Here is a 14274-nt window from a genome sequence, read left to right as displayed (position 1 = left end):
TAAAAAGCATCTAAATTTATTTAGATGCTTTTTTCTTTTAACAAGATTTACCAAGTAATTATTTTGTTCGTATTTTTGTTGACTATGGAGGAAGAAAAAGTAATACTTGTAAATGAACAAGACCAACAAATAGGGCTAATGCCAAAAATGGAAGCACATGAAAAGGCTGTATTGCATCGTGCATTTTCAGTTTTTGTTTTTAATGATAAAAACGAGCTCATGTTACAACAAAGAGCATTAAATAAGTATCATTCTCCTGGACTATGGACCAATACTTGTTGTAGCCATCAAAGGGATGGAGAAAGCAATATCGAAGCAGGTAAAAGGCGCTTACAAGAAGAAATGGGGTTTGTGGTTAATTTAAAAGAATCTATTTCATTTATATATAAGGCTCCCTTTGATAATGGATTAACAGAACACGAATACGATCATGTATTACTAGGTCATTACAATGGCGAACCTGTATTAAACCCATATGAAGTAGCGAGTTGGAAATGGATGCCGTTAGAGGCTGTGAAAGCGGATATAGCGGTACATCCAGAAGCATATACAGAATGGTTTAAAGTTATTTTCGATAAATTCTACGAACATATAAATATAACCTCTTAATGAAAGTTACAGTTAGCAGAAAAGCACATTTTAATGCAGCGCATAGGCTGTACAGAAAAGATTGGAGTTTTGAAAAAAATGACGATATATTCGGTAAGTGCAATAACCCCAACTTTCATGGTCATAATTATGAACTTATTGTGAGTGTAACTGGCCAAATAGATGAAGAAACGGGGTATGTTATAGATATGAAAGTTTTAAAAGATATCATTAAAAATAACGTAGAAGATGCTCTCGATCATAAAAATTTAAATCTAGAAGTACCAGAATTTAAAGATTTAAACCCGACAGCCGAAAATATAGCGGTGGTAATTTATAATAAAATAAAGCCTGAATTAAGTAATAATTTAGATTTAGAAATAACACTTTACGAAACGCCAAGAAATTTTGTTTCGTATTCTGGAAATTAAAATGATTTATTAACCAAGCATCAAAAAGAGAATTCTTATTTTTGCTGAAATATTAAAAAGAGATTATAATGGCAAATGTTAGAAATTTAAAAAAAGATATAAATTACGTTTTAGGAGATATTATTGAAGCGGTTTACGTTTGGGAATACTCAAATACAGATAAAGACACAAAATCAAGCGAGGCTATCATAGATGAGGCTATAGCAACTTTTGATGCCTTAATAGTTAAGGTTAATGAAAAAGATGTAGAGAATCCTAAAGCGCATTTTAAAGCGATAAATGCAGAACTTGAAAGCAAGGGACGAGAATTAATTGAAAAAATTAATAAACTTGGATAAAATTTTTAACTGAGTGCTTGCAAATTTAAAATTTGCGTTTATATTTGCACCCGTTAAAACGCCGATGTAGCTCAGCTGGCTAGAGCAGCTGATTTGTAATCAGCAGGTCGTGGGTTCGAGTCCCTCCATCGGCTCAGAAAAAAAGCTTTCCATTGTGGAAAGCTTTTTTTATTCAATCACTGTTTTGGTTTTTAAACTTAGTTGCTTTTTTCGGCAGCTTTAATGTCTAAAATGAATTTATCCAGTTCTTTACCATATTTAGAGGACTTAATTTTTGGTGTTAAGGATTGGTTAATGGTATCTAATAAATCAACTCTAGCATTGTATATTTCTGTTAACGCTAAATAGGGAGCAACCTCACTATCTTTATTATTTAAGGCAAAATTTACGGTATATAAATATTTGCGTTTAACGCTGCTTTTAGCTTCATTTCTTAATTTACTGAATCTAGCAGTGTCATTTGCTTGTTGAGCCTCAAATTGCTCCTTTATCACTTCTAAATTTCTATTATTCATTTTAGAAATAAGTGTTTTATATTCCTCCATGACTTTTTGTTGTTCAGAACCCTTAATATCAACATCAAAAGCAAAGTTTTTTAAGGTTGTATTAATTTCTGTTATGCCTTTGTCTGCAAAAAAAGTTATTCTATCCGTTTCTCTACTATTTTTATCCAAGTATAAAAAGAAAACTTCAGGCTCTTCTAGATCACTATGCAATTCGATTTTAGGGTTACCATTAACCACAATAGAGTCTACAGTAACTAATAAAGTATCTTGTATCTTTTTTAAGTATACAGTTCCTTTTTTTAGTCCTTGTATATTAGCAATTACTGTTAAATCACTCTGATCTTTTCCACAAGCTATAAATAATAGCATTAATACTATAATTGATATTTTTCTCATTGATATTTTAAATAAGTTGATAAGGACAAATATCAAACAATTAAATGGCTTTTACTAGTTACCTTTTATTAAAATGTTTTGTTAAATAAATCATAAAAGAACTCTAATTTAAAATTTGGCACGAGGATTGTGATATACTAATCGTAATTACAATCGTTAAAAATGTTTATTGAGTGGTTACTTTAAACAGAAGATTAGTAATTCATATTTTGGTTGGTTAGTTAGAAAAAAAGCATTCTATTTTAGAATGCTTTTTTTATGATTTAAACTCATTATTTAGAGAATTAAAATGTTTTTAAAAGTGTATTTCATCGGTAAAATTGATTACTTCAACTTTAAATGTTAAAATTTAGTGTATTTCAGCGATTTATAGCGTTTTTAATCGATTTGATAAGTTTATTAATTATATATTTGGAGTGTACTAAATAACACACTTTTTAGTTCAATGGATTAATTAATTAATATTTGCATTATGTTGATAAATTAGGAAACCCCAAATCTAGATTCATAATATAAAAAAGCAAATTGAAAGAAAACCGAGTTTGAGGGAACTCGGTTTTTTTATGCAATAATTCGAAATGTTAAATTAATTCTTTTTCCAATGATTTTTTTAGTTTTTGGTATTTGGTGTAGCCAATTGTCTTGAGTTGCGCCTTGCATTAATAGTAGGCTACCATGTTGTAAATTTAGTTTTGCTTTAAGCGATTTATCTACTTTGTGTTTTAAGTTAAAAACACGTTCGGCACCAAAAGAAACCGAAGCTATTATAGGGTTTTTACCTAATTCCTTTTCATTATCGGCATGCCAACCATTACTATCATTGCCATTTCTGTATAAATTGGCTAAACAACTTGTAAATTTTACTTTTAAATGTGATTCAATTTTACTCTTAATGAGTAATACATCATCATTAAAAGGATCGGGTTGCATAGTTATATTACTGTATTTGTAAGTGTTTGTGTTATTGGCGTAAAAACAGGTTAAACGAGGTTGTAAATGTGTTTTTCCGTAAATGGTTATTGAATCTTGTTGCCATTTAACTTCATTTAAAAGGTTTTTAAAAAAATTAGTGGCTTCACTTTCATTGAAAAAATCCGGGTAATAGGCTATTTCGGCGTCTCTCAAATTTAAATTTATATCACTTTTAAAAAGCATATTCTTTTATTTTCTAAATTAGCATAATTCAAAATTAAAATGAAGTATACCTTAGTTTTTTTATTCTGTCTTATTTTTCAAAATGTGTTTTCGCAGCTACCTGATGGTTTTGTGTATGTTAAAGATGTTATTCCGGATTTAGATGTCGAGTTACGCTATTTTACCTCCAATAATTTTGTGGGTAAACCAATTAATAGTTACCAGTCAAACAACCTTATACTAACGGAACAAACTGCACAGGCCTTAAAAAAGGTACAGGAAGCATTGCAAGAACAAAATTTATGTTTAAAGGTTTATGATGGTTACAGACCTCAAGAGGCCGTTAATCATTTTATAAGTTGGGCTAGAGACTTAAATGATACCATTATGAAACCTCAGTTTTATCCAGAGGTTAAAAAACGTAATTTATTTAAATCTGGATATATATCTTCTAGATCGGGCCATAGTAGGGGAAGTACGGTTGATTTAACAATAATTGATGGAAATACGGGAACACCTTTAGATATGGGAAGTCCTTATGATTTTTTTGGAGAAGAATCTTGGGTGACCTATCAAGATCTTACAAACACTCAAAAAGCTAACCGACAATTATTACAAACCGTTATGTTGAAATATAATTTTAGGAATTACTCTAAAGAATGGTGGCACTTTACTTTACGATGGGAGCCATTTCCTAAAACGTATTTTGATTTTCCGGTGGAATAGTTGTAAAGCTAATTTTGTTAATACCAGCGTTTCTTTTTCTTTTTAGATGCCTCACTTTTACGTCCTTTTCTGTGCTTACTACCCGTTTTATTGGAGGTATGTACAATTGGTTTTGCTTTAGGGTCTAGTGGATAAGGATGGTCTTCAATAACATCCAATTGCAGGCTAATAAGTTGTTGTATGGCTTTTATGTAGTCTTTCTCATCTGCCGAACAAAACGAATGTGCTATACCTGTGTTGCCTGCCCTAGCGGTTCTACCTATACGGTGTACATAGGTTTCTGGTACATTTGGCAAATCAAAATTTATAACAGCATCTAATTCGTTTATATCAATACCGCGTGCAGCCACATCGGTTGCAATTAATATATTAACCTCGCCTTTTTTAAATCGTGTTAAGGCATCTTGTCTTGCAGTTTGACTTTTATCACCATGAATACTATCGGCTTTATAATTGTTATTTATAAGCGTTTTTTCAAGTTTATCCACACCATATTTTGTACGTCTAAAAATGATGATATTTCCTTTAATTGTGTTTCGTAATAAATGTAAACACAATTCGATTTTTTTAGGTTTAGGCACAAAGTATAATAACTGAGCTACATTTTTCGATGTTGAAGAATTTTGAGCAACCTCTACGCGCTCCGGATTGTTTAAAATAGAATTCGCTAATTGTTCTACTTTATGCGGAATAGTTGCCGAAAACAATAGGATTTGTTTTTCTCGAGTACATAAACGTTCTATTTTTCTAACATCGTCAATAAAGCCCATGTCTAGCATTAAATCGGCTTCATCTAAAACTAAAGTTTCAACGTAATCTAAATTAATACTGTCTTGTTTATGTAAATCGAGCAGACGACCTGGAGTAGCAATTAAAACATCTACACCTTTTTTTAAAACTTCTTTTTGTGGTTCTATTGATGCGCCACCATAAACTACAGTGGTTCTTAAGTTGGTATAAGAACTGTAGGTTTTAAAGTTATCTTCAATTTGAATGGCTAATTCTCGCGCAGGACTAACAATTAAAGCTTTTATGGTTTTACCTTTTTTAGGAGAATCTTGTTGGTCTAATAAAGATTGTAAAATAGGCAGTGCAAAAGCAGCCGTTTTTCCTGTTCCGGTTTGGGCAGAAACAATAACATCCTTATGCTCCAAAACAAGAGGAATGGTTTTTTCTTGCACTAAAGTTGGGTTATCGTAACCAGCTTCTGCAACGGCACGTAAAATAGGTTTGCTAATTTTTAAATCTTTAAAAGACATCTGTAATAGTTTGTTGCAAAGATATAACAAACCAAACCAAAGCTACTTTAAAAACTGTTTCAGTTTGTCTCTTTTTTGTTTTGGTAGGGCATCATTGGTTAGTATACATTCAATATGCGCCTTGTTTTTTTCTTTACTGTATAATAAATTAAAGAACTGATGTGTAGTTAAACTGTTTTTAGCCTTATCAATTAACTCAAAAGTATCACCTGCTTTAACAGAACCTGCTTCTAAAACACGAATATATGTACCCGGAAAACCATGATTAATAAATTGTTTCAGGATGTTTTGATTACCAAATTTAACACCCAATTTAAAACAAGGTTCTCTAGGTTGTGTAATTTGAATAAGCGCTCCACCTAATTTATAAATATCTCCAATATGGATTTCCTTTTCATTTAAACCAGAAACGGTTAGGTTTTCACCAAGCATACCATAACTCCAATCTAAATTAGGATATAAGTTTTTCCAATACTCATAATGATCTTCAGAAAATAAATAGCAGGCCTTAAACTCGCCACCATGGTGTTTTCTGTCTGTGACCTCGTCGCCTTCAACGTCTGTAGTACCAAGAAAAATAGGTTGGTTTGTTGGTGTTTTATAAATGCCTGTAACCACTTCTTTGTCATTCCAAACTATAGTTGTTGGTTTTGCTATGTTGGTGGCGATTATTTTCATTTAGGCTTTATTGAAAAGGGTTTTAATTTCAGGTTTCGACATTTCTATTAGAGTAAAAATACCTAAAACGATACCTAGAATACCAGTTAAACAATTTACTACGGCTATTACAAATATAAAATTATAGTTTTTTAGGTTTTTAATATATTTTGAAGCCAATAAAGTTAATACACCAATGGTGATACAAAATAATAGACCAATACCTCCAATTATAGCGAAAATCCAGCCAAAATTAAAAGGAAGTTCTGTGTTAGTATCGCTATTTTCAGCCATGGCGCCAATTAGAAACCCCAAACAACCGTAAATAATAAATACAATTGAAAAACATAATGTTAGAATGCCCTTTACAAGGTATAAAACCCGAAAGGTATTTAAGTTGTTTTTTGCAGCTTCCATTTAAGCGGTTTTCTTATTGATTAGTTAAGTGATTGGTACTATTTTTTATACGACAGTTTACTTCCTTAAATTCACAATCCGTTCCAACAGCGTAGGATGCGAATAATGCATAAATACATAAGCCGGATGTGGTGTTAAATTACTCAAACTATTTTTAGATAGTTTTTTAAGCGAGGTTATTAATGGTTCGCCTTTATAGGTGTTTTTTGCATAATCATCGGCTTGGTATTCAAATTTTCTAGAAAACAGATTCATTATTAATCCTGTAATTTCAGAAATAGGCGCATATAGTAATCCAAAAGCAATTAAACCAATATGAAAACTAGGAGTTGTAACACCTAAAGCTTGCGATAATATAGGGTTCGAAATAAATAATGATAAAACGAAAAGCGTAAATCCTGTTAATAATATGGATGCAAATAGGTTAAAAATAATATGTTTCTTTTTATAGTGTCCAACTTCGTGAGCCAATACAGCGACAATTTCTTCATCATCCAAATCATTTATTAATGTGTCGTAAAGTGTTACGCGTTTTTCACTTCCAAAACCAGAAAAATAGGCATTAGCTTTTGTACTTCGTTTAGAGCCATCAATTACAAATATTTTATCTAGCTTAAAACCAACTGTTTTAGCATACCCTGAAATTTTATCACGTAATGTCCCTTCTTCCAATGGGGTTTGTTTATTAAAAAGGGGCACAATAAGTTTGGAGTAAAACATATTCATAAACAACGTAAATACAGCTACTAATGCCCAAGCGTACAACCAAAAACGCTGTCCAGTAGCCTCATAAAACCAAATTATTAATGCTAAAATACCGCCACCTACAATAGCCATCATGAGCCAACCTTTTATTTTATCTAGAAAGAAGGTTTTTATTGTTGTTTTATTAAATCCAAATTTTTCTTCAATTACAAAAGTGCTGTAATACGAAAAGGGTGTGGTTAAAATATCGCTGCCAATCATAATAACACCAAAGAAAATAAGCGCAACTATAATGGAGTTTTTACTGTAGGTTCTTGCAATATTGTCGACAACCTCGAAACCATCAAACCATAAAAAGCCTAGCGTTAAAATTAAGGAGAAGGTAGATGTTAATAAGCCAAATTTATAGTTGGTTGTTTTATAATTTTGCGATTTTTTATATTCTACGTCATCATAAACATCTTGTAACTCTTTAGGAAGTGAATCGTTATAATGTTTTGCATTTAAGGCGTTTAGAATTTTATCGATAATAAAACTTAGAATAATAATTATTAAAATGATGTAAAATAGGCTTTGGGCATCCATAAATATTATTCTAAGTTTTAAAATTTTTAATTATTTAATTAGGATCTTTTTTGTGATTACTCCTTTATTAGTAGTTATTTTTAAAATATAGACTCCAGTAGAAAACGTATTTAAGTTATATGAACTTAAATCCTTAGTATTAGGAGTTAGTTTTTGCTGTTGACCTAAAATAGAATAGACCGAAACATTTGTAATTACAAGGTCTGCTGGTTTATTTATGTTAAGCTGTTTGTTTTTGGAAGTATAAACGCTTATTGTATTTTCTAGGTTAATTGCTTGTGTTGATAAAGGCAGACCTTCATAAACTTGAACATCGTCAATTAACACTTTATACTCAGAGCCAATTCCTGACGGTATGACGCGTATAGTGGCTTCAAAATCAGTTTTCGTTTCAGTTGGTGTATATTGTGTTGTAACGGTGTTCCAATTGTTATCTTGAATATTTGTACCATGAAGAAAAGGATTTGTTGACGAATAGAAACTAAATTCTATATTATCATTGGCATCAAATTCGGTTCCTAAATATTTATAGCTATAAGATACGGTGTAAGTTTTACCAGCTTCAAGAGGAATATCGGCTAATGTAAATAGCATTAAATCACTAAACCCAGCAGTAAACTCTACACTGCTTGTGCCTTCTACGAAATCTGTGGTGTTTTGGTTAAAAGTACCAAAGTCACTAGAAGAAGACCATCTGTTTGGCGTACTATTAGGGTTTGGGTAATCTTCAAAATCTCCATTGGTAACTAAATTAGGGTTTTGGGCGTAGCTAAAAAACGTAAAAGTTAAAAAAATAACGAGTAATTTTTCTTTCATATGTAATAGTTTTAAGGGATTAATTAACTGTAAAAATAATTAAAAATCTTGTTTTAAAAGAATGAGAGAAATTTATTATTACTTATGAGAAATTGTAGCTTTTTGGTTGAGGTTCTTTTTGATATATAAGAATTATGAAAACTTTCTTTGTCTTTTAGCTTCAAAAATTAAAATTCCTGCAGCAACCGAAACATTCATAGAATCTATCTCACCTTGCATTGGTATTATAATGTTTTTAGTAGCATGATTGCGCCACTCGTCACTTAAACCCGTAGCCTCGGTACCCACAACTATTGCGGTGGGTTTCGTGTAATCTTGGGTGTGGTAGGCTACCGATTCTTGTAAAATAGCACTATAAATATTAATGTTATTCGTTTTTAAAAAGGCAATAATTTCGGTGGTTGTTCCACTGGCTATTTGGTTAGTAAATACGCAGCCAACGCTAGAACGTATAATGTTTGGGTTGTATAAATCTGTTTTTGGGTTGGCAATAATTACAGCATCTACATGCGCTGCATCTGCCGTTCTTAAAATAGCGCCAATATTACCAGGTTTTTCGGGTGCTTCTGCAACTAATATTAAAGGATTGTCGCTTTTAAAACTTAAGTTAGATAGCTTGTTTTCTTTAGTTTTTGCAACAGCGAGCAAACCCTCGGTAGTCGATCTGTAAGCTAATTTTTCATAAACTTCCTTCGATACAGCAATGGTGTTTACTGTTTCGGGAATAAGACGCTCAAGTGATTCATTAGGAAATAAATCAGGATAAAACAAAATAGTTTCTACTTCATAACCACCTTTTAATGCTAATGTAACTTCACGAATACCTTCTATTAAAAACGTGCCTGTTTTTTTACGTTCGCGCGACTTGTCTTTTAATTGAACAAGTAGTCGAATTAGTGAGTTTTGTGCGCTTGTTATTTCTTTCATAATAGTAGAACAAAAGTAATCGTTTTTATTGTAATGATATTCCCTTAACTTCGTCAAAGCTTAAAATCTAAAAAACAATATGAAAAAAATCATCCTCTTAGCACTTACAGTTTCAATATTCGCTTGTAGAAACAAAACCGCAACACCTGTTGTAGATTATACCGAAGAAACTCTTGATGTTACCACAAGTATATACCCAGAAAATATTACCAAAGTTTTTGAAGCTCATGGAGGTTTAGATAAATGGAATGCCATGAAAACTTTAGCGTTTACAATGGAAAAGCCAGATGGTATGGAAGTAACCACTACGAATTTAAAAAACAGAAAGGCTTTAATTGATGCCCCAGATTATGTTATTGGTTACAATGGCGAGGATGTGTGGTTGCTAAATAAAAGCGATAAACTATATAAGGGCAAACCTAAATTTTACTATAACCTAATGTTTTATTTTTATGCGATGCCGTTTATTTTGGCCGATGATGGTATAAATTATGAAGATGCAGAACCATTAGTGTTTGATGATGTGGTTTACCCAGGAATTAAAATTTCTTACGAAAACGGCGTTGGCGAATCTTCAGACGATGAATACGTGCTGTATTACAACCCAGAAACTTATAAAATGGAATGGTTAGGCTATACGGTAACCTATTTTTCAAAAGAAAAAGGAAGCGAACTTCATTTTAGACGTTACAACAAGTGGCAAGAGGTAAATGGATTATTATTGCCAGAAAGCATAGTAGGTTATAATTACGAAAACAATAAGCCAACAACAGCAAAAGGAGAAACTAAGTTTATAAATGTTAAAGTAGACGCAGAGCCTCTTGACGATGCCGACTTTGAAGCACCAGCTGGCGCGCAAATAGTAGATTAAGGCACCAATAAACCTTTTGGTCCAATGGCTAAATTATTACCATCACCAGGAAATTTATGTGCAATTTTCAGTAACTCTTTACTTAAATAAAGTTTTTCTGAGGTAGAAAAAGCAAAATTCCTGTTTATATGTCGCCCATCATCTTTAGTAAAATTGGTGTTTAGCGCATTATTTATGTCAAATAAAGAAAAAGAGTCTTTATTCAAACTTGTGTTTTGGGTAAAGGCTTCTTTAATATTAGGGTATTTCAACAAAATTAATGGCGTAAGCTCAGTCTCATCATTATTAATTTGCTGTGCAAATGTTTGTTTACACAAAAAAAGAGCAAAAACTATTAATACTGTTTTCATAACTTAAAATCTTTAAGGATAACTAAAAATACACTTTTTTAAAATGAAAACTACAAAACAAGGTAACTATTTTTAAGTCAGGATGCTAACCCTGCATTGATACTGCCAAATTAATTAAAAACAGCCTATTCCGGCGTGTTTTCAAGGTAGTTAACTATAAGTGCCACCACATAATTATAACTTTGCATACCTTTATGTTGTCTGTTAGCCTTCAAGAAATTGCCGTAAAAACTTTTAAAATAAGGCTCTATAGGGTTTTTATGGGCTTCCCAAAAATCTCTAACTTCCTTATAATTTTTTAAAATCCCTGTATTTACACTACAAATAATGTCTTCATAAAGTGCCTCGTCACGTCTGTAAATTTCGTTTAGGCAAAAGCGTAGCGCAAAGGTGTAGCCCGAATATTTAAAATAAACATTATCATGGTTCGTGGTAGCCATAAAAGCAATAAAGTTAGCCTCGTTTTCGGCAGCAAAACCTAATTGATGTGCAACTTCATGCGCCGAAGTAGTCGAAAATTTAAACACCGGAATCAAGCCGTCCACCTGCGCCTCGTTGGTTAACGGATTTAAATAGCCACTAAAACCCATATACGTTAACGGGTAGCTATAAATCGATTTTTTTAAACTTGTAGGGCTGTAATTTAAATCTGGAAACTGCTTTTTTAAATTAGCATAACCGGCAGGCACCATCTCAAAAATAGCAGATTTACTTAGTTTTATTTCAGCTTTTAAAGTGTCGTTTTTAGTAATTTCAAAATGCAAAGCATTCGCCTTTTCAATAAGCGATTTTGTAACCTTTGCCAATTGTTCTGTGGTGTAATCATGCTCTAAATTCAAACTTTTATGCAAGGGCAATCGGTAGTAATTTAAACCCCAAAATAAATGGAACGCCATATATACAAAGGCTACGGCAGCAAAAACATCAATCACCCAGTTTTTGGTGTCTTGTCGTAAACGCTTTCGGTTTTTGTAAAACCATCGCAGCATATAAATGCTAGCAAAAGTATATAGCAAATCGCCAAACGAAAACGGCAACCAACCCAAAGTAAACCTAAATATTTTAGAAATTACAGGATACAAACCAGTGCTATAATACCGCTCTATAACATCAGGATAATTAGCCGCGAGTTTTACCAACAAAACTTGCGGAATCAACGACAATGCAATTAGTGTTTTTTTCTGTTTCAGCATTTTCCAAAAATAATAAAAATTTGTACCCTAGCGCAGTGGTTTGTCTATTAAGGGTTCTTCCTGCTTTACGTTATATCTTTCTGCGAAGCAGTCCCTAATATGTTTGGGGATTTCTTCAAGTATATTCAATATTTGCTATGGTATGGTGTTTTAAAATAATGTCGCAGAAAGGATGCCACTTCAATCAGGAGTAGCTGCCAAAGTCTGTCCATTTTTACTACCTTTATAACTGATAAAAAAATGGAATTATATTGGGAAAAATAAACAAAATTATAATTATTACTTCCATCTTCTTATACACAAACATTGTGTTTTCACAAGATGCTTCAGAAATAAACGAAATCTTCAAAAAAATTGAACTTTTAATAGAACATGACCGTAGAATTATAGATAAAAAAGTTCATATTACAATATATAACCGCCCTAAACCTAAATCATCCGAAATATTTGTTAGAACTTTGGATGCCGATGATGATTTTAAACATTGGGTAAGTATTACCCCAGATTATACAATTAAAATTTCTAAAAGTGAATGTAAAAACATAGAGGAGCAAATATTATCTATGGATTTTAATACTTTTGTAAAACTTAATAATAGGATAGGAATGCATGGCTATAAATGCCAACTTACTTATGGAGATATGATGAGCTCAATTTCATTAAATGCCTGGAAACCTACTAGTAAAACAGAAGAAAGGCAGTTACAAGCATATTTAAAAGTATGTAATATGATTTTGGAAAAAGCTGAAATGGGAGTGTTAGAATAATAAAGAATTAAAACATAAAGAAAAATGAGCCAAGAAATAAGAGAACTACAACCACAAGCCATTTGGAATAAATTTGCCGATTTAAACGCGGTACCACGACCTTCAAAAAAGGAAGAACGCGTTATTGCTTTCATGAAAGATTTTGGTAAAAGCCTAGGTCTGGAAACTATTGAAGATGAGGTAGGCAACGTTATTATAAAAAAGCCAGCCACCTCAGGAATGGAAGATCGAGTTACCGTGGTCATGCAATCGCATTTAGATATGGTGCACCAAAAAAATGGCGACACTGTTTTCGATTTTGATACCCAAGGTATCGAGATGTTTGTTGAGGGCGATTGGGTAAAAGCCAAAGGCACAACACTTGGCGCCGACAATGGTTTAGGAGTTGCTACAATAATGGCAATTTTAGAAAGTACAGATATTCCGCATCCAGCAATTGAAGCCTTGTTTACTATCGATGAAGAAACAGGAATGACGGGTGCCATGGGACTAAAAGCCGGTCTACTAACTGGTGGTATTTTATTAAACCTAGATACCGAAGAAGATGATGAAATAGGAGTAGGATGCGCCGGAGGAACCGATGTTACAGCTACAAGAACATACGAAGTAGAGGAAACACCAGAATTTAAAATAGGTTATAAAGTTTCGGTAAAAGGTTTACAGGGTGGACACTCGGGAATGCAAATTCACGAAGGTTTAGGAAACGCTAATAAAATAATGAATCGTGTGCTTTTTGATGGGTTTGAAAACTTCGGATTACGAATTTCAGAAATTGATGGCGGTAGTTTACGTAACGCTATTCCTAGAGAGAGTAATGCCATAGTTGCTATTGATGCCATACACGAAGATGCTTTTTTATTAGAAATAGCCTTACTATCTACAACCATAAAAAAGGAATTAAAAACCTTGGAACCCGATTTAGAAATTACTATTTCTAAATCAGATACGCCGGCTAAAATCATGGATTTAGGCGTGCAAGAAGGGTTAACAAGAGCCTTGTATGCTGCCCATAATGGCGTGTATAGAATGAGTGCCGATATTCCAGATTTGGTAGAAACCTCAAACAACGTAGCACGAGTAATTGTAAAAGATGGACATATTAAAATTGGCTGTTTAACACGGTCTTCAGTAGAGAGTTCTAAAGTCGATTTAGCTAATACTTTGCGTTCTACTTTCGAGCTTACTGGTTGCGAAGTGGAATGTTCTGGAGATTATCCAGGATGGGCACCGAATATGGATTCGCCAATTTTAAAAGTTATGGAAAAACTTTACGAAGATTTAAATGGCGAGAAACCTCATGTTGCTGCATGTCATGCAGGCTTAGAGTGCGGTATTCTAGGGCAAAATTATCCAGAAATGGATATGATTAGTTTTGGTCCAAACATTAAAGGCGCTCACTCACCAGACGAACGTGTTCAAATATCATCCGTTCAAAAATATTGGAAGTTTGTTTTAGAAATTTTAAAACAAATTCCTGTAAAATAAGGATTCTGTTTTTTGGTTGATATCTTTTATTAAATTTCACAAAATCAATAACTTAAATTAAGTGTTTTAGTTTTGTTAAAGACTACCTTTGCGCAAAATTAGTAGATTACTGTTTTTTTTTAA

17 protein-coding genes and 1 tRNA gene are annotated in these 14274 nt (G+C 32.5%); 8 read left to right on the top strand and 10 right to left on the bottom strand.

Annotation, left to right across the window (positions count from 1 at the left end; all coding sequences use genetic code 11):
- Positions 1-84: 84 nt before the first annotated feature.
- From idi to AAFN75_RS02240, 4 genes are all read left to right on the top strand, one after another.
- Positions 85-609, top strand: a complete 525-nt coding sequence (idi, locus tag AAFN75_RS02255; RefSeq protein ID WP_411808050.1) for an isopentenyl-diphosphate Delta-isomerase — start codon at positions 85-87, stop codon at positions 607-609.
- Complete coding sequence (locus AAFN75_RS02250; RefSeq protein WP_411808048.1) at positions 609-1019, top strand: 6-pyruvoyl trahydropterin synthase family protein; 411 nt, start codon at positions 609-611, stop codon at positions 1017-1019. The genes idi and AAFN75_RS02250 overlap by 1 nt, the downstream gene beginning before the upstream one ends.
- 68 nt (positions 1020-1087) lie before the next feature.
- Positions 1088-1357 (top strand): hypothetical protein, encoded by a 270-nt coding sequence (locus tag AAFN75_RS02245; RefSeq protein ID WP_092852774.1) that lies wholly within the window; start codon positions 1088-1090, stop codon positions 1355-1357.
- Between the two features lie 60 nt (positions 1358-1417).
- Positions 1418-1491: transfer RNA gene (locus AAFN75_RS02240), tRNA-Thr, on the top strand.
- A gap of 63 nt (positions 1492-1554) precedes the next feature.
- On the opposite strand, the gene AAFN75_RS02235 is transcribed toward AAFN75_RS02240, so the two are convergent.
- Positions 1555-2259 (bottom strand): DUF4369 domain-containing protein, encoded by a 705-nt coding sequence (locus AAFN75_RS02235; RefSeq protein WP_411808047.1) that lies wholly within the window; start codon positions 2257-2259, stop codon positions 1555-1557.
- Between the two features lie 561 nt (positions 2260-2820).
- A complete protein-coding gene (locus AAFN75_RS02230; protein ID WP_411808046.1) occupies positions 2821-3414 on the bottom strand; it encodes an alpha-ketoglutarate-dependent dioxygenase AlkB family protein in 594 nt (197 codons plus the stop codon).
- A 39-nt stretch (positions 3415-3453) separates the two neighbouring features.
- On the opposite strand from AAFN75_RS02230, the gene AAFN75_RS02225 reads away from it, so the two are divergent.
- Positions 3454-4119, top strand: a complete 666-nt coding sequence (locus tag AAFN75_RS02225; RefSeq protein WP_411808045.1) for a M15 family metallopeptidase — start codon at positions 3454-3456, stop codon at positions 4117-4119.
- A 17-nt stretch (positions 4120-4136) separates the two neighbouring features.
- Here AAFN75_RS02225 and AAFN75_RS02220 read toward each other — a convergent pair whose 3' ends face one another.
- The 6 genes from AAFN75_RS02220 to AAFN75_RS02195 all read right to left on the bottom strand — a co-directional run bounded on the left by AAFN75_RS02220 (position 4137) and on the right by AAFN75_RS02195 (position 9485).
- Positions 4137-5378, bottom strand: coding sequence for a DEAD/DEAH box helicase (locus tag AAFN75_RS02220; RefSeq protein WP_411808044.1), 1242 nt, complete (start codon positions 5376-5378; stop codon positions 4137-4139).
- Between the two features lie 42 nt (positions 5379-5420).
- The gene (locus AAFN75_RS02215) at positions 5421-6056 is read right to left on the bottom strand and encodes an MOSC domain-containing protein (RefSeq protein ID WP_411808043.1); all 636 of its coding nucleotides are present in this window, start codon (positions 6054-6056) and stop codon (positions 5421-5423) included.
- Positions 6057-6452, bottom strand: coding sequence for a hypothetical protein (locus AAFN75_RS02210; RefSeq protein ID WP_411808042.1), 396 nt, complete (start codon positions 6450-6452; stop codon positions 6057-6059). It lies immediately after the preceding gene.
- A 57-nt stretch (positions 6453-6509) separates the two neighbouring features.
- Positions 6510-7742 (bottom strand): M48 family metallopeptidase, encoded by a 1233-nt coding sequence (locus tag AAFN75_RS02205; protein WP_411808041.1) that lies wholly within the window; start codon positions 7740-7742, stop codon positions 6510-6512.
- Positions 7743-7772: 30 nt separating this feature from the next.
- On the bottom strand, positions 7773-8558 hold the full coding sequence (locus AAFN75_RS02200; protein WP_411808040.1) for a T9SS type A sorting domain-containing protein: 786 nt from the start codon (positions 8556-8558) through the stop codon (positions 7773-7775).
- Between the two features lie 132 nt (positions 8559-8690).
- On the bottom strand, positions 8691-9485 hold the full coding sequence (locus AAFN75_RS02195; RefSeq protein WP_411808039.1) for a TrmH family RNA methyltransferase: 795 nt from the start codon (positions 9483-9485) through the stop codon (positions 8691-8693).
- Positions 9486-9564: 79 nt separating this feature from the next.
- On the opposite strand from AAFN75_RS02195, the gene AAFN75_RS02190 reads away from it, so the two are divergent.
- On the top strand, positions 9565-10356 hold the full coding sequence (locus tag AAFN75_RS02190; protein ID WP_411808038.1) for a DUF6503 family protein: 792 nt from the start codon (positions 9565-9567) through the stop codon (positions 10354-10356).
- Here the strand turns inward: AAFN75_RS02190 and AAFN75_RS02185 are convergent.
- Positions 10353-10706, bottom strand: coding sequence for a hypothetical protein (locus AAFN75_RS02185; protein ID WP_411808037.1), 354 nt, complete (start codon positions 10704-10706; stop codon positions 10353-10355). The genes AAFN75_RS02190 and AAFN75_RS02185 overlap by 4 nt on opposite strands.
- Positions 10707-10831: 125 nt before the next feature.
- Entirely contained in the window at positions 10832-11899 is a 1068-nt protein-coding gene (locus AAFN75_RS02180; protein WP_411808036.1) for a DUF3810 domain-containing protein, read from the bottom strand.
- Positions 11900-12150: 251 nt separating this feature from the next.
- On the opposite strand from AAFN75_RS02180, the gene AAFN75_RS02175 reads away from it, so the two are divergent.
- Both AAFN75_RS02175 and AAFN75_RS02170 read left to right on the top strand, forming a co-directional pair.
- Positions 12151-12666 (top strand): hypothetical protein, encoded by a 516-nt coding sequence (locus tag AAFN75_RS02175; protein ID WP_411808035.1) that lies wholly within the window; start codon positions 12151-12153, stop codon positions 12664-12666.
- Positions 12667-12690: 24 nt separating this feature from the next.
- Positions 12691-14151: an aminoacyl-histidine dipeptidase gene (locus AAFN75_RS02170; protein WP_411808034.1), complete on the top strand. Its 1461-nt coding sequence runs from the start codon at positions 12691-12693 to the stop codon at positions 14149-14151.
- Positions 14152-14274 lie beyond the last annotated feature (123 nt).

The sequence above is a fragment of the Algibacter sp. AS12 genome (genome assembly GCF_046736315.1).
GTDB classification, from domain to species: Bacteria; Bacteroidota; Bacteroidia; order Flavobacteriales; family Flavobacteriaceae; genus Algibacter_B; species Algibacter_B amylolyticus.
This window is presented reverse-complemented; position numbering and strand designations above follow the sequence as displayed.